Raw genomic sequence first — 22,912 nt, 5'->3', positions numbered from 1 at the left:
GGCGAGCAGCATGCGGTGACCAACACCGCTCGCGACCCAGCTCGCCGACCGCCATGCCCCACGACACCCAAGACACCCACCACGCCGATCACCCCCATCACCTGGGCGACACCGATTTCGGCAGCGCAGGCCTGCAGGCCGACGCCCAGCGCATGGTTGAACAACAGCGCACCGACCGCCGCCGCACCCTCGGCTGGCTCGGTGCCCTGGGCGGCAGCGCCCTGTTCGGCACCACCGGCCTGGCCGCTTGCGGAGGCGGTGGCGACGCCGCCACCTCCAGCAGCACCAACGGCAGCAGCACCGTGACGGCCACCAGCTCCAGCGGCGAGGTCTGCAGCGTCATCCCCACAGAAACACAAGGCCCCTACCCCGGCGACGGCTCCAACAGCGCCAACGGCAGCATCGTCAACGCGCTGATGCTCTCGGGCATCGTGCGCAGCGACATCCGCACCAGCGTGGGCTCGGCGTCGGGCACCGCGGCCGGCGTGCCGCTCACCTTGCGCGTGCGCCTGGTCAACGTCAACGCCAGCTGCGCCACGCTGGAGGGCTGGGCCATCTACCTGTGGCACTGCACGCGCGACGGCAAGTACTCGCTCTACTCCAGCGGCGTCACCGGCGAGAACTACTTGCGCGGTGTGCAGGCCACCGACAGCAGCGGCACGGCCACCTTCACCACCATCTTCCCGGGGTGCTACAGCGGGCGCATGCCGCACATCCACTTCGAGGTCTACCGCAGCGTCAACACGGCGACCAGCGCCGACAACAAGCTGCTGACCTCGCAGATGGCCTTCCCCACCGAGGTGTGCGAGGCGGTCTACGACACGGCCGGCGGCTACAGCGCCAGCGTCAACAATCTGGCGCAGATCAGCTTCGCCAGCGACAACGTCTTCTCCGATGGCCACGACTCGCAGATGCTGAGCATCACCGGCGACGTCGGCAGCGGCTACGTGGCCACCATCACGGTGGGCATGTCGGTCTGATCAGCCCGAGGCGGGCAGCGCGGCACCACGCCAAGCGGCCCAGGCCGCCAGCGTGAGCCAGGAGAGCGCCGTCGTCCACATGATCAGGCGCGCCACGCGCGTGGTGTCGGCGCCTTCGCGCTCGGCCAGCATCGACACGTTGCTCGCCGATGGCAGGGCCGCGGCCATCACCAGCGTGCTCAAGCCCAGGCCAGAAAGTGGCCAGCCCAGGGCGTGGACCAGCTCGCCCGCCGCCAGCACCAGCAACGGGTGCAGCAGCAGCTTGGCCACGACCAGGACGGACAGCGACCCGTGCCCAGCACCGTGCGCGACACCGGGGCTGGCGCCTTGCGCAGCAAGGGGTGAACCACCTGCCACCCTTGCCCCCGCCTTCAACTGCGCCCGCGCCAGGATGGCCCCCAGCGTGAACAGCGCCGCCGGTGACGCGGCCAAGGCCAGCAGCCGCAGCGTGTCATCGAACGCACGCACCATCTGCCAGCCACTGGCCCACCACGCCACGCCCAAGGCCATCGACCACAGCAGCGGGTTGCGCAAGGCGCCTTTGAGCGGCGCCACCCACAGCCCCCACCACGAGCCCGACGCACCCCGGTGCGCCCAGGCCAGGCACAGCGAGCTCAGCAGCAGCACGTCGATGATGAGCGTGGCCGCCACCGGCCCGGCCGCCTGCGCGCCCAGCAAGCCCGTCAGCAAGGGCAGCCCCAAAAAGCCCGTGTTCGGAAAAGCCGCCGCCAGCGCCACCAGCCCCGTGTCGCGGTGCGACCAGCGCGAGCGCCGCCCCAGCCACAGCGCCAGCGCCGTGACGGTGGCGCCACCCACGCCATAGGCCAGCAGCAGGCCCGGCAAACCCGGCTGCACCAGCGCCCCGCTGGCCCCAAGCCGAAACAGCATCGCCGGCAGCCCGAAGAACAGCACGAAGCCATTGAGCGCGCCGATGCCGCCCGGGTCCACCAGGCCGGCGCGCACCGCTCCCCAGCCACACAGCACCAGCAGGAAAAAGGGAACAAACAGCCACAACAGATCGGTCATGGGACGGGATTCTCGCCCCGGGACGCCGTTGCCGCGAACGGGCCGCGCAAACGGGTAAGCACGGGGCCCGCGTCTTGAGAACGCCCCGTGGTTTACCCGGTGGGGTGCGCGTTCGGACAACAAAGTGGTCAGTGCTGCCAATCCTCATTTGGACGCCGCTGCCTACGATGGCCCGCACCGCTCCCCCCATTCCAAACACCCGGAGACACCGATGTCCACGCTCACCTTGCCCCACCGCCTCCACCGCATGGCCCCATGCGCCGTGGCCATCGGCCTGGCCCTGACCACCTTCGGCGCCGCCCACGCCCAGACCACCACGCTGGGCACGCGCGGCCTGACCAGCCAGCCCAACCCGGCCATCACCAGCAATGGCGACGCCACCTGGCAGGCCTACACCCGCGCAGAGCGGTACGCAGGCGCGAAGACCCTGCCACTTCAATTCATCACCCTGAGCAGCGGCAAGAAGCTGGGCGTGTACGTCTCGCTGCCGGCCAACGCCCTGGGCATGGCGGCCTCGGGCAAGTTCCCCGTCGTGCTCACGCAGACCGCCTACCGCATCGACATGTCGCAGCTCATGGGCGTGGTCTCGCCGGGTGACACCACCTTGCTCATCGGCGGCCTGGACAAGTTCATGGTCAAGCGCGGCTACATCACCGTGGCCGTTGACTCGTACGGCACCGGCATGTCCGAGGGCGTGACCGAGCTGCTCGGCGAAGAGGAGCAAAAGGCCTACGGCGAAACCGTCAACTGGATCACCAAGCAGCCCTGGTTCAACGGCAGCATCGGCGTGGCCGGCACCTCGTACCTGGGCATCACCTCGCTGCTGACCGCCGGCCAGGGCCACCCCGCCATCAAGGCCGCGTTCGCCGAGGTGCCGATGGGCGATGCCTTCCGCGGCACCGTGGGCACGGGCGGTCTGCTCAACGCGCAGTTCCTGGCCACCTGGCTGCCGCTGACGCAGACGCTGTCGGTCACCAACCAGCCCGCCCAACTGCTGCACCCGCAGCACGCCACGCAAATCGGCAAGGCCACCAAGGACCACGTCGCCGCCATCAACGCCTGGTACTTCCCGACCATCGACGCGGGCCTGGCCGGCAAGGTCGGCATCGCCACCGACGACGGCAGCTTCTGGTCGGTGCGCTCGCCCATCGAGAAGACGCCGCAGATCAAGGTGCCCACCTTCGTGATCGGCGCCAGCGCCGACATCTTCCAGCGGGACGAGCCGCTGATCTACGAGCAGCTCAAGCGCAACGTCGCCACCAAGCTGGTCGTGCTCCCCGGCTACCACCTGCAGTCGGTGCTGACAGCCACCAAGGACCACAACAACGCCACCGAACAGGGCTCGCCCGGATCGGCCGCCCTGCTGCTTCAGTGGTTCGATCAGCACGTGATGGGCCTGCCCGCCGGCGCCGACAATCTGCCCAACGTGACCCAGCACGTCGATGGCTACGGCGAGAACGGCAAGTCGCGCTACGCCATCTCGACCGACTGGCCCCACCCGCAGATGAACCCGCAGCGCTGGTACCTGCGTGGCGACCGCGTGCTGCGCCAGGATGCCCCGGCTGCTGCAGACCAGAACCAGATCGTCATCGAGCCGCCGGCGCCCACGGTCACCAAATCCACCATCCTGGGCGGCACCGTGGCCCAGGCCAAGGTCACGCTGCGCGACAGCACCGACTGCTCCAACAGCCATGCACAGTGGACGCTGGGCATCAGCGGCCTGCTGCCCAAGGACTGCCAAAAGGACAGCCGCCAGGTCGAAGATGCCCAGGGCTCGATCGTCTACGAGAGCGCCCCGCTGACCAGCGACATGTACCTCAACGGCCCCATCCAGGCCGATGTGTGGATGCGCGCCTCGAAGACGCAAGCCGCCGTGTCGGTGCGCGTGGACGTGGTGGACCCGTCGGCCGGCACGGTCAAGCCGCTGACCAACGGCCTGCAGTCGGCCGCCTTCCGCGCGGTGGACACGAGCCGATCGCGGTATGTCAACGGCGTGATGATCCAGCCTTGGCACCCGTTCACCCAGGCGTCGATCCAGCCTGTGGTGCCCGGCCAGCCCATGCTGGTGCCGGTGGAGGTGTTCCCGACCGCTGCGCTGATCCGCGCCGGCCAGAAGCTGCGCGTGGCCATCAGCGCCAGCAACCAGGCCCAAGGCATCTGGTCGCTCGACCGCCAGGCCGAAGCCGATGGCAACGTCAGCACCATCCTGAGCAGCCAGGCCTACCCCAGCAGCATCGTGCTGCCGGTGGTGCCGCGCAGTGCGCTCAAGTGATGAGCTCGGGCAGCGGGGGGCGACGCCTTCCCTGCCCGACAGGCAAACCACAAGTGCTCAGCGCACCCGCAGCATCGCCAACACCCCGCCCTTGCGCATGACGCGCCAACCCAGCAAAGCCGCCAGGATGGCCGCGTAAACGCCAACCTCCGCCAGGTCGTTCTTGGCGGCCTTCTTCAGGTAGAAGTGCAACAGGCCCAGCAAAGCCACGGCGTAGACCAGCTTGTGCAGCGCCTGCCAGCGGCGCCCGCCGATGGCCCTGATCGCTGCGTTGAACGAAGTCAGCGCCAGCGGCAACATCACCACCAAGGCAATGAAGCCCACGAGGATGAAGTTGCGCTTGAGCACATCGGCCACGATGTCGTCGATCACCCAGCCCTGATCCAGCCACGCGTAAGTCAACGCATGCACCAGCGCATAGGTGAAGGCGGTGACACCCAGCGCACGCCGGTGCTTGAGCAAGCCTGGCAACCCGGCCAGGTCTCGCAAGGGCGTGATCACCAGCGTCAGCCACAGGAAACGCAAGGACCACTCGCCGGTCTCCTTGATGAAGTGATCGACCGGGTTGGCGCCCAGCCTGTCCGCCGCTGCAGCGGCCACCAACACCAGCAGCGGCACCGAGCACACCAACCAGGACAGGGGCTTGGCCCAAGGCTTCATCAGCCAGCTGTTGAGGGTGTTGGCGAGATCGGATGCGGTGCTCATGGGTGTTGTGGTTCAGAAAAACTTGCGCAGGTCCATGCCTGCATAGAGTTGCCCCACCTGGGCCTCATAGCCGTTGAACATCAGGGTGGGCTTTTTGGGCGCGAAGAACCCGCCTTCGCCAATGCGGCGCTCGGTGGCCTGGCTCCAGCGCGGGTGGTCCACCTTCGGGTTCACATTGGAAAAGTAGCCGTATTCCTGCGGCCCCGCCTTGACCCAGCTCGGGGTGTTGGGCTTTTCCAGCAGGCGAATGCGCACGATGGACTTGGCGCTCTTGAAGCCGTACTTCCAGGGCACCACCAGGCGCAGCGGCGCGCCGTTCTGGTTGGGCAACACCTCGCCGTACAGCCCAAAGGCCATCAGCGTGAGCGGGTGCATGGCCTCGTCCAGTCGCAGGCCTTCCACATAGGGCCAGTCGAGCACCGACGAGCGCACGCCGGGCATCTGCTTGGGGTCGGCCAGGGAGACGAACTCGACGTACTTGGCCTTGCCTGTGGGCTCGGCCCGCTTGATCAGGGCCGAGAGCGAACAGCCCACCCACGGGATCACCATCGACCAGCCTTCGACGCAACGCATCCGGTAGATGCGCTCTTCCATTGGCGCCACCTTGAGCAGGTCATCGAGGCCCAGCTTCTGAGGCTTGCCAACCTCGCCATCGATCACCAGCGTCCAGGGGCGGGGTTTGAGCGTGTGGGCGTTTTCGGCCGGGTCCGACTTGTCGGTGCCGAACTCGTAGAAGTTGTTGTACGTGGTCACGTCACCGTAGGGCGTGAGCTTGTCCATCACGTAGGCGCCAGGCACCGTGCTGCGCGTGGCGGGCAGGGCTGCGAGCTTGCCAGGGCGCTGCACCAGGCCTGCCTGTTGGCTGGGCTGGGCAAATGCCAACCCATGGCCCAGGCCTGTGGCGGCCAGACCGGCGGCACCCGTTGCCAGGCCCTTGAGCAGGTTGCGGCGGTCCTCGTACACGGCCCGAGGGGTGACCTCGTGCTCCGGCAGGATCAAACCGCTGTCGGGGTGAAGCGTGTGGCGAGAAGTGCGGATGAAGGCCATGTCGGGCTCCGTGGGGCTGAGTGCCCTTGTGTCGCATCAGGCTGGTGGAACCTGACAGGTTCCAAAGCAAAGATTTTGCGGGAGCCCGCCTGCCCCGTGGGCGAAGCAGGTCATTCTGGGAGCCAGCTCAGGGCTGGCCGGCGGGAGCTGCCGGTGCACCCGAGGCCTCCGAAGCCTCGGTCACGAAAGCGATGCGCGTCAGCCCCGCCTTCTGCAGAACACCGATCAGCTGCGCCACGCGCTCATAAGGCACGACCCGGTCGGCACGCAGCTGCACCTCGGTGTCGGGCTTGGACTTGGCTTGCGCCTGGACCTGTGCCTCAAGCGCGGCCGCGTCCACAGCAAGGTCGTCCAGGTGCGTGCGCCCATCGGCCGTCAGCGCGATCGTGATCACCGCAGGCGGCACCGGCGGAGGGGCCTGGGTTTCGGCGCGCGGCAGGTCGAGCTTCAAGCGCGAGGTCATCATCGGCGCCGTGATCATGAAAATGATCAGCAACACCAGCATGACGTCGATCAGCGGCGTCATGTTGATGTCGCTCATGGGCTCGCTGCCCTGTGGACGCTCCAGCCGACCAAACGCCATCGTGCTGCCTCAGCCTTCCTGGTGGTCGCGCTGACCACGCGACTCAGGCGATCGCGCACCCATCAGCGCCTCACGCAGGTCGTGCGCAAAACCCTCGAGGTCGGCTTCACAGGCCGACACCAGCTTGCCGAACACGTTGTAGGCCAGCACCGCCGGTATGGCCACGGCCAGGCCAGCGGCCGTCATGATCAGCGCCTCGCCCACCGGGCCGGCCACCTTGTCGATGCTCACCGAGCCTTCGTTGGCGATGCCCATCATCGCGTGGTAGATGCCCCAGACGGTGCCGAACAGGCCCACGAAAGGCGAGACCGAGCCCACCGACGCCAGCAACACCTGCCCTGCCTTGAGCCGCTGCATGACTTCGTGCAGGCTGTCGCGCAGGCGGCGCGTGAGCTGGGCCTCGGGCAAGGCGCGTGCCTCCATCGTGCCAGCGGCCACGGGCTCGGCTGCGGCTTCGACCAGGGGCAGCAGCACCTGCTCGCGGTCCACGTCCTTGAGCGCCAGACGCGCAGAGGGCAGGTCGGCGGCACGCCAGAAAGCCTGCGCGCCCAGCACCAGGTCACGCCTGGCTCGCGTGAGCATCCAGCCCTTCCAGAAGATGACCACCCAGGCGCCGATCGACATGATCAGCAGCATGACGGCCACCGCACGACCGATGGCGTCGCCTTGCACCCAGTACTGAATCAGGCTGTCCATGGTGCTTCAGCGGCTCACTTCAGACCCAGCACGTCGTCCATGCCGAACAGCCCGTGCGGCTGACGCGCCAGGAAACGCGCGGCACGCAGGCTGCCCTGCGCGTAGTGCACGCGGCTGGAAGACTTGTGCGTGATCTCGATGCGCTCACCGATGCCGGCGAACAGCACCGTGTGGTCGCCCACCACGTCGCCGCCGCGCACGGTGGCGAAACCGATGGTGTTGGGGTCGCGCTCGCCTGTCACGCCTTCTCGGCCGTAGACGGCGCAGGTCTTGAGGTCACGCCCGACGGCCTCGGCCACCACCTCGCCCATCTTCAGGGCGGTGCCGCTGGGGGCATCGACCTTGTGGCGGTGGTGGGCCTCGATGATCTCGATGTCGTAGCCGTCCTTGAGGGCCTTGGCGGCCTGGGCCAGCAGCTTGAAGACGACGTTCACGCCCACGGCCATGTTGGGCGACAGGACGATGGCGATGTCGCGCGCGGCGTCTTCGATCTCGGCCTTCTGCTCGGGCGTGAAACCGGTGGTGCCGATGATGGCCTTGACACCGAGCTCGCGGCAGACCTTCAGGTGCGCCAGCGTGCCCTCAGGGCGGGTGAAATCGATCAGGTACTTCGCGTCCTTCAGGCCGACATGCAGGTCATCGGTGATGACCACGCCGCTGCGCGAACCCATGTAGGCCGTGGCATCGATGCCCAGTGCAGGGCTGCCCGCGATGTCGAGCGCGCCCGCGAGGCGGGTATCGGGCGACTGCAGGACCGCCTCGATCAGCATGCGGCCCATGCGGCCGGATGCCCCGGCGATGGCGATGGCAAGGGGCTCGGAGGCGGAAGTCGGGGTGGCGCTCATGCAGAAATCCAGTGGCAGAAGTTCAGGTTCGGTGACAAGGCCAGCCGCTCGGGCGGGCAAGCGGGCAGGCGGGCTCAGCGGCTGCCAGCTTCCAGCGGGGGGTAGTCGCGGGCGGCGCCTTGAGGTGCTTTGCGAATCACCTCGGTCTTGGGCGGCACAGGCAGCGCAGCGACCTGCTCGGGCGTCATTTGCAGCTTGGGCTCGTTGCCACCCAGGGGGCGGTCGATGGCCGCGACGAATTCGCGCTCGGAGGGCAAGGCATCGGTTTCAAAGCGCTCGACCACGTCATTGCGGAAGAACACCGTCACGCGGCGCTGCTGATCCGGCACACCCTGGCGGCGGATGGTGAAAGCGTAGTCCCAGCGATCGGCGTGAAACGGATCGGCCAGCAACGGCGTGCCCAGGATCTCGCGCACCTGCAGCCGGCCCAGGCCAGGCTGGACCTGCGCCATCACCTCCTGGGTGACGACGTTGCCCTGGACCACGTCGATGCGGTAAGGCGTCAGCAGGCCAAAAAGCGTTTCCGGGTTGCTCAGGCTGCCGCAGCCCGACAGCAAGGTTGCGGAGGCCAGGACCAGGGCAGCACGGCGAATCGGGGTCGGCATCATGGGCAGAGGTTGAACACCACGGAGGTGTCGGGTCGTTGAACAGAGCGCGAGCTCGGGTTTGGCGTCAGTGGCGTCAGGAATGGGCCGCCAGACAGCAGGGGTGTACCCCCGGTCAGGTGCGATCAAGGCGCCAACTCATTATCATTGGGCATTCTAGCGGCGGCCGCACGAGCCTGTTCGCACTGTGGAGCCTCCATGACCAATGTCGAAGAACTCAAAAGCAGCGGGCTCAAGGCCACCCTGCCACGCATCAAGATCCTGGAGCTGTTCCAGCAGTCTACCCAGCGCCACCTGACGGCTGAAGACGTCTACAAGCTGCTGCTGACCGAAGGATCGGACATCGGCCTGGCCACCGTCTACCGCGTCCTGATGCAGTTCGAGCAGGCGGGCATCCTGGCGCGCAACCATTTCGAGGCAGGCAAGGCCGTCTTCGAGCTCAACGAAGGCAAGCACCACGACCACCTGGTGTGCATCAGCTGTGGCCGGGTGGAAGAGTTCTTTGACGCCGAAATCGAGAAGCGCCAGCAACAGATCGCCGCCGAGCGCGGCTACAAGCTGCACGATCACGCGCTGTCGCTGTACGTGGTGTGCAACCGCGAGGGCTGCTCAGGCAAGGCTGCAGGGCACAAGGGCTGACCGCAAGCCTGCGCGCCGTTCGGCGCTCGGCGCCCACCCAACAAGCCGGCTTACCGAAGCCGGCTTTTGTTTTCAGTGCCCGCCGCCGCGTTCCATCGCGCGCTGGTGGCGTTCGATGAACTCGCGGTAGGTGTCGATGCCGCGCAGCTGCAGCACGGTGTTGCGCACGGCGGCTTCGACCAGCACGGCCAGGTTGCGGCCGGCGTCCACCGCGATCACCGCCTTGCGAATCGGCACGCCCATGACCTCTTCGAACAGGGGCTCGTAGGGCAGGCGCTCGAACTCGCGCTCCATGGTTTCCTTGCGCACCAGGTGCACGATGAGCTTGAGGCGCATCTTGCGTCGCACGGCCGTCTCGCCAAAGATGGCCTTGATGTCGAGCAGACCGATGCCGCGCACTTCCAGCAGGTTCTGCAGCAGCTCGGGGCAGCGGCCTTCGATGGCCGTGCGCGAGACGCGGTACAGATCGACCGCGTCATCGGCCACCAGGCCATGGCCCCGTGAAATCAGCTCCAGGCCGAGTTCGCTCTTGCCCAGGCCCGACTCGCCCGTCAGCAGCACGCCCAGCCCCAGGATGTCCATGAACACGCCGTGGCGGGTGATGCGCTCGGCGAAGTGCTGCGTCAGGTAGCTGCGCAGCACGTCGATGACGTGGCCGGCCGATTCGGCCGTCACGAACAGCGGGATGCCGGCGCGGCCGCACATGGCCACCAGCTTGTCCGAAGGCGGCACGCCATCGGCGACCACCACCACCGGCGGCTCCAGCGTCACGATGCGCTGGATGCGGCGCTCCTGGTCCTCGGGCGTCGAGTTGGTGAAATAGGCCGACTCGCGGCGCCCCACGATCTGCACCCGGTAGGGGTGGATGTAGTTCAGGTAGCCCACCAGGTCGGCAGCCGACTGAGCCGACTTGACGGCCTCTTCGTCGAAATGGCGCTCGGGGTTGGCGTGGCCGGCGATCCATTCCCAGCGCAAAGCAGCGCGGTTGGACTCGAACAGCGCTTCGGCGCTGATGATGGCGAGGTCTTTGAGGCTCACAGACGGTGCGGCAGCAGGTGCGGTGGCAGGCGATTTCCGGACATCATGCCTGAAGGCGGAACCGCCCTGGCGCTCAAGCCACCGACTTCAGTGGCTGCCAGCGCTCGATCAACTCGTGGACCTCGGCGGCCGAGCCTTCGGTCTTGAGCCGCTCGCGCAATTCGCGGTCGGACAGCAACTCGGCGATCTCGGAGAGGATTTCGAGGTGGCGCTGGGTGGCTGCTTCGGGCACCAGCAGGAAGATGAGCAGGCCGACGGGCTCTTCGTCGGGCGCATCGAAGGGGATGGGCTGGCTCAGGCGGATGACCGCAGCCAGCGGGTTCTTCAAACCCTTGATGCGGCCATGGGGAATGGCCACGCCATGCCCCAGGCCGGTGGAGCCGAGCCGCTCACGCGCGAAGAGGTTGTCCGTCACCGTGGCGCGCGCGATGGCGTGGTGGTTCTCGAACAGCAAACCCGCGTGCTCGAAGACGCGCTTCTTGCTGCTGGCGTCCACGTCCACCAGCACCTGGCTGGCGGGAAGGATGGCTGAGAGACGGTTCATGGTGTGACGCAAAGCGACTGTCGGGACGCCACCCACCGGGCGGGCAGAGGGCGGATTATAGGGACCTTCGGAGATTCTGCACCCTCTGCTGCACCGCAGCAAGACCCTGAATGACCGATGCCTCGCTGGCGCGCCACACAAAGGGGCATGGCGCCAACTTTCGCCGATCAGGCGGCATTTGTTCCCATGAAAAACGGCCCCGAAGGGCCGTCAACTCGGTTTTGCCTGCGCTGGCGACCCGCAATCAGGATCGACCGAGGGGCTTCGGTGCCGAGTGCACCGACGCGGTTTGCTGGCGAGGGACTTCAGGACGCCATGTCCCAGGCGCCCGAGGCACGCTTGAGTGAGTCATGTTGGTGGTTCTGCACGCGGTCCTTGTGGCGGCAGACTTGTCGATCGAGCTTGTCCATCAGTTGATCGATGGCGGCGTAAAGGTCTTCGTGGGAGGTTTCAACGAAGATGTCCTTGCCCTTGACGTGGAGGTTGACTTCGGCCTTCTGGCGACGGTCCTTTTCCTTTTGCTTTTCAACGCTGAGCAAGACCGTGATGTCCACGACCTGATCAAAATGGCGGGTGATTCGCTCCAGCTTTGTGAGCACATACTCACGCAGCGAGGGGGTCACTTCCAGGTGATGGCCACTGATCGTCACATTCATACTGCCTCCTTTCGAGAGCAGAAACGTTGCACACACTTCAAGCACATCCGGTGGGCGCAAGGGACACTCGCTGCTGGCTGTCTGAGACGGGGCACCGAGGCCTCCAAAATCGTCAACCGGAAGACCAGTGTGCGCCCATCCGGCCGATGTGACAAGGGCGTGACACCAGCTTTTACATCGGGCTTCCACGGGGTGTGAACAAAGCTTTGAAACAGGTCAGAATTTCGCCGATCAGCCTGTTGTCAAACGCCGTTGTTGCACCCTGAGCCACCTCTGGGCGCCCGGCCGAATGCGCGCCCTTGATGGCACGACAATACGAGCCATGACAACGATTTCCCCTGCCCGCAACGTGGGCACCTGGCCGGTGGGTGGTTGGGCCCTGGCCCTGCTGGCCCTGGCGGCCCCGACACTCGTCGCACCGCACGACCCGCCCTCCGTGACCTTCTACAACCAGGCGCTGGCCGTGCTCGGCTGGGGCCTGTGGCTGAGCTGGCTGGGCGGACGCCCGAATGCCCCGCTGCAGGGGCCAGGTCGCACCGCTTTACAAGCACTCTGTGCGGTGCTGCTCACCCAGGCAGGCATGGCGTTGTGGGCGGGCGTGTTCAGCCCCTTGCCCTTGGGACTGGGTCTGATGGGCGGCGGCATGGCCTTGGCCGCGGCCTTGGCGGCCTGGTCAGGCTGGCGGGCCGGCGGCAGCCCCGAGCGCGACACGCTGTCGGCCTTCTTCTTTGGCGGCTTGGCCGTGGCCGGCGTCGCTGGCACCTTGCTGGCGCTGGTGCAGGTCTTTCACCCGGGTTGGGCAGACGGCCGCTGGGTCGCCATCCCGACCATGGCCGGCCGCGCGGTGGGCAACCTGAGGCAACCCAACCACTTCAGCACCCTGATGGTTTTCGCCTGTGTCGGCGTGGCCTGGCTGGGCGCGCGGGGGCGCTTGTCAGTGGGCCTGGCCAGCGCCGGGCTGGCGGCCTTCATCGGCGTGATCGTGCTCACGGCGTCGCGCACCGGCATGCTGGCCATGCTGCTGCTGAGCGCCTGGGGCGTGTTCGATCGGCGGCTGCCCACGCGCTTGCGCCTGACCCTGGTGGGCGCTCCCGTGTTGTACGGCCTGGCTTGGGGCGGCATGTGGCTGTGGTCGCACGCCGATCAGTCGGTGGCGTTCGCGGCCGAGGCCCGCCTGCATGACGGCAGCGACATCTCCAGCTCGCGCTTCGGGATCTGGTCGAACGTGCTGAGCCTGATCGCGCAGCAACCGTGGAGCGGCGTGGGCTACGGGCGCTTCAACTTCGCCTGGACGATGACGCCCTTCCCTGGCCGACCGGTGGCCTTCTTCGATCACACCCACAACATCCTGCTGCAGTGGGCGGTGGAGTTCGGTCTGCCGCTGGCCGTTTTGCTGTTGCTGCTGAGCCTGGCGGCCTTCGTGACGCTGGTGCGCCCAAACCGAGCTGTGGCTGACGACCAGGTGGGGCTGGCTGGGGCCGCGGCGGTGATGGTGGCAGCGGCCGGCCTGCACAGCCTGCTGGAGTACCCGCTTTGGTACGCCTATTTTCTGCTGCCGACGGCCTTTGCTTTCGGGCTGGGGCTGTCGACTCGGGCCGAGCCTGCGAGCTCGGGGGCCTCCGCGTCGATCGAATCCAGCTCGGGCACAAACCAACCCTCGTCCGTTGGCGCACTGGCGGGCCTGCTCATGGCCGCGCTGGGCATTTGGTGTGCCCTGGACTACCAGTCGGCAGCCAACATCTACGCGCCCAGGCCGTGCGCCCAGGCCTCGGCGAACCAACCCCAATGGCTGAGCCGCATCTGCCCGGCGGGCCTGCGCGAACGCATCGATTTCGGTCGGCAAATGCCATGGTGGGGACACCAGGCCGACTACGCCTGGGTGAACCTGCCCGACGACGACGAGCCCAGCCTGCCGCCCGAAGCCTTCCGCCGAACCACGCACGTCCTGCTCGACGCCCGGCTGATGATGGCGTATGCGCGCTCGCTGGCCGAGCACGGTCGCGTGGACCACGCGCGTTACGTGGCGCAGCGCCTGAGCGAGTTCCGCAACGCCCGAGCCAAACCGTGGTTCCAGGTGTGCGAGGCGGAAGCGACCAAGGGCGAGCCACTGCCCTTCCAGTGCGATGCGCCACAAGGTCGCTACACCTGGCGGGACATGGAGCCCTGAGCCACTCGCGCGCGAAAGAAGGCCGCTGCCAGCCGGCGTTGTCAGGCGGCCTGGTCAGTCAGCGGCATCGGCGCGCCAGGGGCCGGACTTGCCGCCCAGCTTTTCCAGCAGACGCACGTCCGTGATGCGCATGCCTTTTTCAGCGGCCTTGCACATGTCGTAGATGGTCAGCAGGCCCACCTGCACAGCGGTCAGGGCCTCCATTTCGACACCGGTGGGTCCCAGGGTCTGCACTGTCACCTGGCACCGCACGGCGGATGCAGCCTCTTCGAGTTCGAACTCGACAGCCACCTTCGACAGCGGCAGAGGGTGGCACAAGGGGATGAGGTCCGAGGTGCGCTTGGCGCCCTGGATGGCCGCGATGCGGGCCACGCCCAGCACATCGCCCTTGCCAGCACGCCCTTCTTTGATGAGGGCCAGGGTACCGGGCTGCATCCGGATTCGGCCTTCGGCCACCGCCACGCGCACGGTGGGCACCTTGGCTGAGACATCGACCATGTGGGCCTGGCCGTGGGCATCGAAGTGGGTGAGTTCGCTCATGGGGTCGGGGCCTGACAGGTGACGAGGCGGTGACAGGGGTGTCAAGTTGGGTGAAGGCGCCGGGCTGGCGCGCGCACGGACGCATACTGTGCGCCTCGCTCACCGTGATCTTGAGAGACCGTGCGATTGTCCCCGAAGCCCTCGCGCTCGAAGGCCGCCCCGAAGGCCTTTTCAACTTGGTCGGCCCATGGCCGTCGGCTGATCCTTTCGGCGGTGTGCGCCAGCCTGCTCGCGCCCCCCCCCGGATTCGCCCACACCGAGCCTTACACGCCAGCCCCCGTCATCTCGCTGCCAGCGCTGGGTGACAGCAGCGCGCAGGCGCTCTCGCCTGCGGCCGAACGCAAACTGGGTGATCGCATCATGCGCGCCATCCTGGGCGACCCGGCGGTGATCGACGATCCGCTGGTGCTCGAGTACATCGACCAGGTCTGGCAGCGCTTGCTGCTGGCCGCTCGGCAGCGGGGCGAGATCACAGCCGAGCTCGATCAGGTGCTGGCCTGGGACGCGTTCCTGGTCAAGGACCGAAGCGTCAACGCCTTCGCGCTGCCGGGCGGCTACATCGGGGTGCACCTGGGCCTGTTGGCCGTCACGCGCACGCCGGACGAGCTCGCATCGGTGCTGGCGCACGAGCTGTCGCACGTGACGCAGCGGCACATCGCGCGCATGATCGGGCAACAAAGCCGCACCTCCTGGATCGGCATCGCCAGCTTGTTGCTCGGCGTGCTGGCCGCCAGTGCCAACCCGGCCGCAGCGCAAGCGCTGATCTACGGGGGACAGGCGGCAGCCATCCAGGGCCAGCTCAACTTCTCGCGGGACATGGAGCGCGAGGCCGACCGCGTTGGTTTTGGCCTGCTGTCGGAGGCCGGCTTTCGCGACAGCGGCATGGCTTTGATGTTCGAGACGCTGCAGCAAGCCTCGCGCCTCAATGACGACGGCAGTTTTCCCTACCTGCGAACCCACCCCCTGACCACCGAGCGCATCGGCGAGGCGCGCGCCCGCCTGGGGGCGAAATCATGGGACACGCGTGCTGCGCTGCGACCCGACGCCAGCGAACAATGGGCCTGGCATGTGCTAATGGCGGCGCGCGCCAGGGTCCTGATGGACACGCGCAGCGTGGCGCTGGAGGCACTCGGCAACCTGCGCCCGCCTCCTGACGCCTCACCGCTCGATGCCATCGCCGCCCACTACACGCGCGCCGTGACCTGGCAGCGCAGCAACGGTCATGCGCGAGCGGCTCAAGCGCTGAGTGAAGCCCGCTCGCTGCTGCCGCAGCTGCCCGCTGGTCAACAGGCTCTGGCGCAACGCGTGCTGCTCATCAGCGCCATCGAAGGTCAATTGCTGGCCCAGCAGCACGACGCTGCGGCCGCCAGCCTGCGTGAGCTGATGGGCCCAGGTCGGCCATCGGTCGTGAAGCTGTCGGCGCGCCCGGAACTCATCTACGCGTCGCGCCTGGCGCTGGCCTTGCCACCATCGAGCGAACGCAACGCCGCCTGGTCAGACGCCGCCGCTCGCCTGCAGACGCACCTGAGCGTGCACCCGCACGACAGCACGGCCTGGTCGCTGCTGGCCAGCCTGTGGCAACAACTCGGCCAGCCGATTCGCGCGGTGCGCGCCGAAGCCGAGGCCGCCGCAGCGGAGGGCGACCTGCCCGGCGCCATCGACCGAGCAGAAGGCGGGCGCAAACGTTTCCGCCAACCGGATGCGGCGGCCATCGTCGAGCTGAGCGTGCTCGACGCGCGGCTCAAGGATTGGCAGCGCCAGTTGCGCGAGGACATGCGCGAAGACGGCGGCCGCTGAGTCGACGCGGCACCTGGCGGTGCAGTCGGCCCTGCAGAACCGATCAGGCGGCAAGCCCCCGGGTTTGAAGGGGGCATCATTCATTTGCGAATAATTCTCATTAAGATGCTGACTGTCGCAAACGAAAAGCCTCCATGTCCGATCGCAGCCCTTCTACCCCGTCCGTTGCCCCCGTCAAGGCCCGCCTGCTCCAGTTGCTGGACGAGGTGATCGCCCACGATGGCTACGGCTCGATCAAGGTGGATGTGCGGCTGCTCAAGAAAGGCCAGAAAGAGGTCATCGTCGATTGCGGCAAGCAGTACCGCTTCGTGGTGAACCACCCGGGTTCGAGCCCGGGCGCGCACGAAGCTGCCTGAGGACAAGGCGTCCTGGGTGGGGCCCGTCCCCGACTGAATCATCGCCATCCTGACGTGTTGCCTTCGTGGGGAAGGAACGCTGTTGATTTCCTCCCTCCGAGGTTGACATGCACCTTTCTCACTTCTCCCAGTCCATCCCTTCGTCCTTGCGCTCGCTGGCCCTCGCCGCCATGGCCTTGATGGCCGCACAAGGCAGCGCCCACGCCACCGCTGGTGTCTGGGACTCCGCCGCATTGGGTCACAGCGGCAACGGCAGCAACAGCGCCAACGCCTGGATCGCCACCCCCGACGCCGGCAGCAGCTACGCCGAGTGGAACGTGATCCTGAGCTACCCGACGGACAACACGCCCGACATCGCCGGCGCTGGCACGCTGACCGAGCTGACCGGCGGCGCCTTCCCGACCAGCGGCGGCAACATCTATGGCCTGGGCGGCCCGACCAGCTTCCAGGTTGACCTGGCTGGCTCGACCACCGGCCTGTGGGAGGTCTACCTGCGCGTGGGCACCCAAGGCTCGATCGCGTTGGAAGAGGCCACGCTCAACGGCGTGAGCGCCACCCGCGTGCTGACCTACGACAACGCCATCACCGGCGGCTTTGGTGGCGCCGAGCAGGAAAGCCTGTGGAAGTGGACCCTGGCCGGCACAGGCGACTGGGTCTTCAACTTCGGTGCCACGGCCGCTCACATGAGCCTGGACCAGGTGGCGGTTTACGCGGTGCAGACCGCCGTGCCCGAACCCCAGGCCTGGGCCTTGCTCGGCGCCGGCCTGGGTGCCATGGCCATGGTTCGCCGCCGCCGTCAGGTCCGCTGACCACGTGACACAGCAATGAAGGACACAGGTCGCGCCGACGCGGCCTGTGATTGGCCATGCCTTGCAGTACCCCCCGTTCCTGGCGCCAGCGCCGGTCGGCGGTCGCCGCCACCGGTTGCTGGTTGCTCGCCTTGTGCGGCGCGGCCCTCGCAGCCGAGGACGGCGCCGCGCCCGCGCCCCCTGCGCCCGCCCAACTCCCTGAGCCCAAGTTCGAGTCCGACATGACCGTGTTGCCCGAAGTGCGCGTGCAAGCCACGCGTCAGCGGCCCGCTGTGCAGGCCGACACCACGCGATCGACAACGACGATCGGGGAGTCGGTGCTGCGCCAGCGCCAGCCTGATTCGGTGTTCGAGGTGCTCGACGAGGTGCCCGGCGTGGCCGTGCAAGGCGGGCCGCGCAGCAGCGGCATGGGCTTCAACATCCGCGGCTACACCGACGGCGAGGACGTGCGCATCGAGCTCGACGGCGTCGGCAAAGGCTTCGAGAAATACCGCTTCGGCGGCACCTTCATCGAGCCGGAGCTGCTCAAGTCCATCGAGGTCCGCCGAGGCGCCCAGGTCGAGAGCCCGGCAGGCGCTCTGGGCGGCACCGTGAGCGCTCAGACGCGAGATGCCGCCGACCTGCTTCGACCCGGCCAGCGATGGGGCGCACGCACGCGCATCGGCCACGCCAGCAACAACGACGAGACGCAGGCCTTCGTGGCCGTCTATGGTCGCCCCAGCGAACGCACCGACCTCGTGGTCGCGCAATCGCGCCGCCAGAGCAACGACATCCGCCGCCCTGATGGCGAGCGGCTTGAACTCTCCGACACCGATGCCGGCAGCAGCCTCGTCAAAAGCAGCTGGTGGCTGACCGACCAGTGGAAGGCCGCGCTGAGCTGGGTTCGCTACCAGGATCAGGGTCTGCAACCTTATGACACAACGGGCGGCGACCCGGGCGCATTCGGCAAGGTGCAACGCCGCATCGACGACGACACCATCTCTGTGCAGACGAAGTGGGCCGACGAAGCCAGTGGCGCTCAATGGCAGGCCACCTTGGGCCGCAGCCAGACACGCGTGCGCGATCACATGGAGGAAAAGTGGTCCGTCTTCAGCGCTTTGGGCACGGTCGATGACGACGTCGATCACCAGCACACCACCTACGACACGCGCGCCACCCTGCCTTTGATGGGCCCGCCCCTGTCAGGCGATGCGGCATCCGCTGCGGGGACTGATTCCACCGACACGAACCCATGGCGCATGAGCCTGCACATGGGCTTGCAAGGTGGCAACAGCGAACGCACCTCGCGCCGCGCCACCAGCAACGCCAACCCTCAGTACGCCGATGGCTACAACCCCGCCCAGCCGTCCGGCTCACAAGATCGCATCGGTGGCTACCTGCAGCTCGACGTGAAACGAGGCGGTTGGCAAGCCTTGCCAGGCATCCGCTGGGACCGCTTCACGACCCGCGTGGTCGGCGCCAACGCCACGGCCTTGCTCGCGGCAGGGCAGCCCGACACGATCACCGCGCAGAGGGCTTCGCCCAGTTTCACCCTCTCGCACAGCTGGGCCCCGCAAGGCTGGACCGTGTTCGGCACGGTGGCTCGCGCATTCCGCCCGCCCTTGCTCGACGAGGCCTTCGCCAAATCCAGCTATGGCCGTTGCAACAACCTCAGCCTGTTGCGCACAAACGGAGACGGGGTCCGCGTTCCCGGCTACAGCGCCACCGCCCGCGTGGCCCCCAGCAGCGGCATCTGCGCCAACTTCTACGAGCCAGAGCTGTCTCGCTCCGTTCAAGCAGGCGTGCAGACCCACCAGCGCGGTGTGCTCGGGCTGGGTGCCCGCAGTGCCTTCGACGCCAAGCTCACGGCCTTCAACGACCGAACCGAGCAATTGCTCGAAACCCTGATGGCCTCGACCGACGGCAGTGGTGAGCTCGTGCAACCCGGCACCGAGCACCGTTGGGGCCTGGAGCTCGAGGGTGGCCTGCAATGGCACGACTGGCAGGCCCGTTTCAGCGGCCACCGCATGCAAGGCCGCACCTTCAACGGCCTGAGCGAACGCGACCTGCTGACCGTTCCCGCCGACCGCCTGCAACTCAGCCTGGGCTGGCGTCAGACCTGGGGCGAGATCGGTCTGCGGTGGCAACAAGTCTGGGCACGCAAGTACTTCCAAGACAACACGCATACCCGCACGGGCCGTCAACCCAGCCACCGACTGCTGGGTGCCTGGGCGCAATGGCGCATCAACCAGCACATCACCCTCGACCTCGCGGCCGAGAACCTGGCCAACGAAACCTACCGACTGGACAACGGCTTCGCCAGCGAAGGCGTCGAAGGTGCTGGCCGCAACCTGCGCGTGTCCATCTCGGCACGCCACTGAAACCACCCTCCCCTGCAACCGACATGGAGCCCAAAGATGACCAAGACCTCTCTCAACCCCTTGCGCTCGTCCTTCGCCGAGCTTCGCGCTCAAGGCTTGCGGGCACGCGACGCCGCGGCACGCCTCAAACTCTCGGAAGGCGAGGTGCTGGCTGCCCATGCTGTGAGCCAGATGTCGCCACAGGCCGGCGCCGACAGCCTGCTCGCCACCGTGCCACTGAACGGTGACTGGGTCGCCATCCTGCAAGGCCTCGAAGCCGTGGGCCCGGTCATGGCCCTCACGCGCAACGAGCACATCGTGCATGAGAAGGTCGGCGTGTACCGCAACGTCAGTGCCAGGGGCCCGGTGGGCCTGGCCATCGGGCCCGAGATCGACCTGCGCCTGTTCCTGAACCACTGGCATGCCGGCTTTCACGTCGTCGAGCGCACGGACAAGGGCGAACAGCACAGCCTGCAGTTCTTCGACCGCCATGGCCAGGCCGTTCACAAGGTCCATGCCCGAGCGCAAACATCTCTGCCCGCCCTCGAAGACCTGGTGCAGCGCCACGCCGACCCAGCGCGCGACGTGAGCTTCACACCCGGCCGCGTCACGCCGCCCACCGACCGACCCGACAGCGAGATCGACTGCCTGGGCCTGGGTGAAGCCTGGTCGGCCATGCACGACACGCACGAGTTCTTCGAGCTGCTCAAGCGCTTTCAGGTCGGTCGCCGCCAGGCCCTGCGCCTGATGGAAGGCGTGCACACGCGCCGCACGCCGCTGCTGGCGGTGGACTGGCTGCTCAACGAAGCAGCCACCTCGGGCCTGCCGATCATGGTCTTCGTGGGCAACCCGGGCTGCATCCAGATCCACACCGGCGCGGTGCAACGCATCGAGCCCATGGGTCCTTGGCTGAACGTGCTCGACGAAGGCTTCAACCTGCACCTGCGCGGCGACGCCGTGCACGAAAGCTGGCTGGTGAGCAAACCAACGGACGACGGCCCGGTGACTTCGATCGAGCTGTTCGATGAAAGCGGCGAACTCATCGCCATGTTCTTTGGCGAACGCAAACCGGGCAAGCCTGAGCTGCCAGCCTGGCGCGAGCTGGCGCATTCGCTGGTGGGGGGCACGCCACCCAACACGCAACGCCCACTGGGCTCGGCCGGCTCGCACAAGGAAGCCGCATGAACCACCGCGACGACCAACCATCTCGTGTGGAGGAAGGCATGCACCGTCGCCGCCTGCTGCAAGCCATCGGTGGGCTGGGCGGGATCGCGACACTGCCCATGCCTTGGGGCGTGACGGGACAGGCCTTCGCGGCAACACCACCACGTGAGGCATCCGCCGAGCCGCGCCTGGTCTGCATCCACGGCAGCCTGACCGAGGTGGTCTACCTGCTGGGAGCCCAGCACATGCTGGTGGGCACCGACACCACGAGCACCCACCCGGCTGCAGCCAGCCAAACACCCAAGGTCGGCTACCTGCGCCAACTCTCGGCCGAGGGCCTGCTGTCGCTCAAGCCGAACGCCGTGCTCGGCACCGACGAGGCCGGCCCACCTGCGGTGCTGGCGCAGCTGCGACAGGCCGGGGTGCCGCTGCAGCTGGTGAGCGTCAAGCACCGATTCGAGGACCTGATCGAGAAGGTCAAGCTGGTGGGTGAAGCCACGCGGCGGCCATCTGCTGCGCAAGCCTTGACGGCCGACCTGCAAAACCGCTGGCAGGCAACGCAGCAAAGGGTCGCGCGTCGCAATGCCGCAGCTTCCGGCAGCACCGGTCCGCGTGTGCTGTTCATCATGGCCCACGGACCGGCTGCGATGCTGGCGGGAGCCGACACCGGTGCCCACGCCATGCTGGCCTACGCCGGCGCTCGCAACACCATGGCCGAGGTGCAAGGCTGGCGCTCACTCAACGCCGAAAGCGCCGTGCAGGCGCGCCCGGACTGGATCGTGACCACGCAGGAATCGGTGAGCGCATTGGGTGGCCTGCAAAAATTCTGGCAACTGCCCGGCCTGGCCCTGACACCGGCCGGCCGCCAGCAACGCGTGCTCAGCTTCGACACCATGGCGCTGCTGGGCTTCGGGCCGCGCATGCCTGAAACGCTGCAAGCGTTGCAGCAGGGGTTGGCATGAGCGCCGTGCTGCCGTCGACACCCGCCAGCGCGCCTTCGGCAACCGGGCAAGTGGCCCGGCGCTGGCGTGCGGCACCGGGCCGTTTGCTGTCCGCCCACATGACGCTGTTGAGCGCGGGCACGCTGCTCTTGATCAGCCTGCTCGTGGCCGCCAGCAACGGCCCCTTTGCACTGGGCTGGCGCGACGCGCTGCAGTGGGGCAGCGGCCAGGTGGGCGATGTCTCGGGTACCGAGGTGTTCTGGCACATCCGCGCCCCGCGCCTGGCCATGGGCCTGCTGGCCGGCGCGGCGCTGGGCGTCTCGGGCGCCATGGTGCAGGGCCTGTTCCGCAACCCGCTGGCCGACCCGGGCCTCATCGGTGTGCAGGCCGGTGCCGCGCTGGGGGCCGCCGCTTTCATCGTGCTGCTGCCGCTGGCAGGCTGGACGGTGGCGGGCTTTCACACGGGCTGGTTGGGCGTGAGCGGCACCATGCTGGGCGCCTTCGCGCTGGCCCTGCTGACCACCGCCATCGTCTGGCGGCTGGCACGCCAGCATGGCCATGTCGCCGTCACGCGCTTGCTGCTGGTGGGTGTGGCCGTCAACGCCCTGGCGGGCTCGGCGCTGGGCCTGCTGACCCACTTCGCCACCGACACCCAATTGCGCGCCCTGACCTTCTGGATGCTGGGCAGCCTGGCGCCCAGCCACTGGCTGGCCGTGGCCTGCGTGCTGCCGGCGGTGCTGGGGGCATGTGTGCTGGCTCCCCGCCTGGCCGCACCGCTCGACGCGCTGTCGCTCGGTGAAGCGCAGGCCACGCTGTCGGGCGTCAACGTGGCCTCGCTGCAGCGCCGCTGCGTGACCCTGGCCGCGCTGGCCGTGGCCGCCGTCACCGCGGTCATCGGCATGGTGGGCTTCATCGGGCTGCTCGCGCCGCACCTGGTGCGGCTGCTGTGCGGCCCATCGCACCGCGCGGTGCTGCCGGGCTCGGCCTTGCTGGGTGCCAGCCTGGTGCTGCTGGCCGACACCGCCGCGCGCACGGCGCTGGCGCCGGCCGAGATGCCACTGGGCGTGCTCACCGGCTTGATTGGTGCGCCCACCTTCCTGTGGTTGCTGCGGGGGCGCGCCCACCGTTCTGCTTCGTTTTGAAATCGCCTGACACAAGGAGCC

Annotated in this window: 22 protein-coding genes; 11 read left to right on the top strand and 11 right to left on the bottom strand. The window is 67.7% G+C overall.

Going from position 1 to position 22,912, the window contains the following annotated elements; translation table 11 throughout:
- Positions 1-53 precede the first annotated feature (53 nt).
- Entirely contained in the window at positions 54-980 is a 927-nt protein-coding gene (locus tag ABG80_RS15150) for a dioxygenase family protein (protein ID WP_235513879.1), read from the top strand.
- Here the strand turns inward: ABG80_RS15150 and ABG80_RS15145 are convergent, their stop codons facing one another.
- Entirely contained in the window at positions 981-2,006 is a 1,026-nt protein-coding gene (locus tag ABG80_RS15145) for an AEC family transporter (protein ID WP_058088455.1), read from the bottom strand.
- 211 nt (positions 2,007-2,217) lie between these two features.
- On the opposite strand from ABG80_RS15145, the gene ABG80_RS15140 reads away from it, so the two are divergent.
- On the top strand, positions 2,218-4,278 hold the full coding sequence (locus tag ABG80_RS15140; RefSeq protein WP_058088454.1) for a CocE/NonD family hydrolase: 2,061 nt from the start codon (positions 2,218-2,220) through the stop codon (positions 4,276-4,278).
- Positions 4,279-4,335: 57 nt separating this feature from the next.
- On the opposite strand, the gene ABG80_RS15135 is transcribed toward ABG80_RS15140, so the two are convergent.
- From ABG80_RS15135 to ABG80_RS15110, 6 genes are all read right to left on the bottom strand, one after another.
- On the bottom strand, positions 4,336-4,983 hold the full coding sequence (locus tag ABG80_RS15135) for a protein-methionine-sulfoxide reductase heme-binding subunit MsrQ (protein ID WP_058088453.1): 648 nt from the start codon (positions 4,981-4,983) through the stop codon (positions 4,336-4,338).
- Between the two features lie 12 nt (positions 4,984-4,995).
- Positions 4,996-6,030: a protein-methionine-sulfoxide reductase catalytic subunit MsrP gene (gene msrP / locus ABG80_RS15130; protein ID WP_058088452.1), complete on the bottom strand. Its 1,035-nt coding sequence runs from the start codon at positions 6,028-6,030 to the stop codon at positions 4,996-4,998.
- A gap of 127 nt (positions 6,031-6,157) precedes the next feature.
- Positions 6,158-6,571: an ExbD/TolR family protein gene (locus ABG80_RS15125; RefSeq protein WP_321166060.1), complete on the bottom strand. Its 414-nt coding sequence runs from the start codon at positions 6,569-6,571 to the stop codon at positions 6,158-6,160.
- 51 nt (positions 6,572-6,622) lie between these two features.
- Complete coding sequence (locus ABG80_RS15120) at positions 6,623-7,309, bottom strand: MotA/TolQ/ExbB proton channel family protein (protein ID WP_058088450.1); 687 nt, start codon at positions 7,307-7,309, stop codon at positions 6,623-6,625.
- A gap of 14 nt (positions 7,310-7,323) precedes the next feature.
- The gene (gene dapB / locus ABG80_RS15115; RefSeq protein ID WP_058088449.1) at positions 7,324-8,154 is read right to left on the bottom strand and encodes a 4-hydroxy-tetrahydrodipicolinate reductase; all 831 of its coding nucleotides are present in this window, start codon (positions 8,152-8,154) and stop codon (positions 7,324-7,326) included.
- A gap of 74 nt (positions 8,155-8,228) precedes the next feature.
- On the bottom strand, positions 8,229-8,759 hold the full coding sequence (locus tag ABG80_RS15110) for an outer membrane protein assembly factor BamE (RefSeq protein ID WP_235513878.1): 531 nt from the start codon (positions 8,757-8,759) through the stop codon (positions 8,229-8,231).
- Between the two features lie 198 nt (positions 8,760-8,957).
- On the opposite strand from ABG80_RS15110, the gene fur reads away from it, so the two are divergent.
- Positions 8,958-9,398 carry a ferric iron uptake transcriptional regulator gene (fur, locus tag ABG80_RS15105; RefSeq protein WP_058088447.1) on the top strand — a complete coding sequence of 147 codons (441 nt, stop codon included), beginning with the start codon at positions 8,958-8,960 and terminating at the stop codon, positions 9,396-9,398.
- 72 nt (positions 9,399-9,470) lie between these two features.
- Here fur and hprK read toward each other — a convergent pair whose 3' ends face one another.
- The 3 genes from hprK to hpf all read right to left on the bottom strand — a co-directional run bounded on the left by hprK (position 9,471) and on the right by hpf (position 11,636).
- Complete coding sequence (hprK, locus tag ABG80_RS15100) at positions 9,471-10,436, bottom strand: HPr(Ser) kinase/phosphatase (protein ID WP_058088446.1); 966 nt, start codon at positions 10,434-10,436, stop codon at positions 9,471-9,473.
- A 73-nt stretch (positions 10,437-10,509) separates the two neighbouring features.
- The gene (locus ABG80_RS15095; RefSeq protein WP_058088445.1) at positions 10,510-10,980 is read right to left on the bottom strand and encodes a PTS sugar transporter subunit IIA; all 471 of its coding nucleotides are present in this window, start codon (positions 10,978-10,980) and stop codon (positions 10,510-10,512) included.
- A gap of 305 nt (positions 10,981-11,285) precedes the next feature.
- The gene (gene hpf, locus ABG80_RS15090; RefSeq protein WP_058088444.1) at positions 11,286-11,636 is read right to left on the bottom strand and encodes a ribosome hibernation-promoting factor, HPF/YfiA family; all 351 of its coding nucleotides are present in this window, start codon (positions 11,634-11,636) and stop codon (positions 11,286-11,288) included.
- A gap of 322 nt (positions 11,637-11,958) precedes the next feature.
- Between hpf and ABG80_RS15085 the strand changes: the two genes are divergently transcribed.
- Positions 11,959-13,803, top strand: coding sequence for a PglL family O-oligosaccharyltransferase (locus ABG80_RS15085; RefSeq protein ID WP_058088443.1), 1,845 nt, complete (start codon positions 11,959-11,961; stop codon positions 13,801-13,803).
- Between the two features lie 54 nt (positions 13,804-13,857).
- On the opposite strand, the gene moaC is transcribed toward ABG80_RS15085, so the two are convergent.
- A complete protein-coding gene (moaC, locus tag ABG80_RS15080; protein ID WP_058088442.1) occupies positions 13,858-14,343 on the bottom strand; it encodes a cyclic pyranopterin monophosphate synthase MoaC in 486 nt (161 codons plus the stop codon).
- A gap of 120 nt (positions 14,344-14,463) precedes the next feature.
- Here moaC and ABG80_RS15075 point away from each other — a divergent pair, with 120 nt between their 5' ends.
- From ABG80_RS15075 to ABG80_RS15045, 7 genes are all read left to right on the top strand, one after another.
- Complete coding sequence (locus ABG80_RS15075) at positions 14,464-16,140, top strand: M48 family metalloprotease (protein WP_083506143.1); 1,677 nt, start codon at positions 14,464-14,466, stop codon at positions 16,138-16,140.
- Positions 16,141-16,274: 134 nt separating this feature from the next.
- Positions 16,275-16,496, top strand: coding sequence for a hypothetical protein (locus tag ABG80_RS15070; RefSeq protein WP_058088441.1), 222 nt, complete (start codon positions 16,275-16,277; stop codon positions 16,494-16,496).
- 107 nt (positions 16,497-16,603) lie between these two features.
- Complete coding sequence (locus tag ABG80_RS15065) at positions 16,604-17,305, top strand: PEP-CTERM sorting domain-containing protein (protein WP_058088440.1); 702 nt, start codon at positions 16,604-16,606, stop codon at positions 17,303-17,305.
- 56 nt (positions 17,306-17,361) lie between these two features.
- Positions 17,362-19,665, top strand: a complete 2,304-nt coding sequence (locus ABG80_RS15060; RefSeq protein WP_152987644.1) for a TonB-dependent receptor plug domain-containing protein — start codon at positions 17,362-17,364, stop codon at positions 19,663-19,665.
- 36 nt (positions 19,666-19,701) lie between these two features.
- Positions 19,702-20,829, top strand: coding sequence for a hemin-degrading factor (locus tag ABG80_RS15055; protein WP_058088438.1), 1,128 nt, complete (start codon positions 19,702-19,704; stop codon positions 20,827-20,829).
- The gene (locus ABG80_RS15050) at positions 20,826-21,770 is read left to right on the top strand and encodes a heme/hemin ABC transporter substrate-binding protein (RefSeq protein ID WP_058088437.1); all 945 of its coding nucleotides are present in this window, start codon (positions 20,826-20,828) and stop codon (positions 21,768-21,770) included. The genes ABG80_RS15055 and ABG80_RS15050 overlap by 4 nt, the downstream gene beginning before the upstream one ends.
- Positions 21,767-22,891: a FecCD family ABC transporter permease gene (locus tag ABG80_RS15045; RefSeq protein ID WP_058088436.1), complete on the top strand. Its 1,125-nt coding sequence runs from the start codon at positions 21,767-21,769 to the stop codon at positions 22,889-22,891. Before ABG80_RS15050 ends, ABG80_RS15045 begins: the two co-directional genes overlap by 4 nt.
- The last annotated feature ends 21 nt before the right edge of the window (positions 22,892-22,912 follow it).

Origin of the sequence: Aquabacterium parvum (assembly GCF_001447195.1) — a bacterium.
In the GTDB taxonomy this organism is placed as follows: Bacteria; Pseudomonadota; Gammaproteobacteria; order Burkholderiales; family Burkholderiaceae_C; genus Aquabacterium; species Aquabacterium parvum.
Note: the sequence above shows the minus strand (reverse complement) of the source record. Positions and strands in the feature narration are given on the sequence as shown.

Coding starts and splice junctions, on each gene's coding strand:
- ABG80_RS15150 (WP_235513879.1), top strand. CDS start 54: ATGCCCCACGACACCCAAGACACCCACCACGCCGATCACCCCCATCAC.
- ABG80_RS15145 (WP_058088455.1), bottom strand. CDS start 2,006: ATGACCGATCTGTTGTGGCTGTTTGTTCCCTTTTTCCTGCTGGTGCTG.
- ABG80_RS15140 (WP_058088454.1), top strand. CDS start 2,218: ATGTCCACGCTCACCTTGCCCCACCGCCTCCACCGCATGGCCCCATGC.
- ABG80_RS15135 (WP_058088453.1), bottom strand. CDS start 4,983: ATGAGCACCGCATCCGATCTCGCCAACACCCTCAACAGCTGGCTGATG.
- msrP (WP_058088452.1), bottom strand. CDS start 6,030: ATGGCCTTCATCCGCACTTCTCGCCACACGCTTCACCCCGACAGCGGT.
- ABG80_RS15125 (WP_321166060.1), bottom strand. CDS start 6,571: ATGAGCGACATCAACATGACGCCGCTGATCGACGTCATGCTGGTGTTG.
- ABG80_RS15120 (WP_058088450.1), bottom strand. CDS start 7,309: ATGGACAGCCTGATTCAGTACTGGGTGCAAGGCGACGCCATCGGTCGT.
- dapB (WP_058088449.1), bottom strand. CDS start 8,154: ATGAGCGCCACCCCGACTTCCGCCTCCGAGCCCCTTGCCATCGCCATC.
- ABG80_RS15110 (WP_235513878.1), bottom strand. CDS start 8,759: ATGCCGACCCCGATTCGCCGTGCTGCCCTGGTCCTGGCCTCCGCAACC.
- fur (WP_058088447.1), top strand. CDS start 8,958: ATGACCAATGTCGAAGAACTCAAAAGCAGCGGGCTCAAGGCCACCCTG.
- ABG80_RS15095 (WP_058088445.1), bottom strand. CDS start 10,980: ATGAACCGTCTCTCAGCCATCCTTCCCGCCAGCCAGGTGCTGGTGGAC.
- hpf (WP_058088444.1), bottom strand. CDS start 11,636: ATGAATGTGACGATCAGTGGCCATCACCTGGAAGTGACCCCCTCGCTG.
- ABG80_RS15085 (WP_058088443.1), top strand. CDS start 11,959: ATGACAACGATTTCCCCTGCCCGCAACGTGGGCACCTGGCCGGTGGGT.
- moaC (WP_058088442.1), bottom strand. CDS start 14,343: ATGAGCGAACTCACCCACTTCGATGCCCACGGCCAGGCCCACATGGTC.
- ABG80_RS15070 (WP_058088441.1), top strand. CDS start 16,275: ATGTCCGATCGCAGCCCTTCTACCCCGTCCGTTGCCCCCGTCAAGGCC.
- ABG80_RS15065 (WP_058088440.1), top strand. CDS start 16,604: ATGCACCTTTCTCACTTCTCCCAGTCCATCCCTTCGTCCTTGCGCTCG.
- ABG80_RS15060 (WP_152987644.1), top strand. CDS start 17,362: ATGCCTTGCAGTACCCCCCGTTCCTGGCGCCAGCGCCGGTCGGCGGTC.
- ABG80_RS15055 (WP_058088438.1), top strand. CDS start 19,702: ATGACCAAGACCTCTCTCAACCCCTTGCGCTCGTCCTTCGCCGAGCTT.
- ABG80_RS15050 (WP_058088437.1), top strand. CDS start 20,826: ATGAACCACCGCGACGACCAACCATCTCGTGTGGAGGAAGGCATGCAC.
- ABG80_RS15045 (WP_058088436.1), top strand. CDS start 21,767: ATGAGCGCCGTGCTGCCGTCGACACCCGCCAGCGCGCCTTCGGCAACC.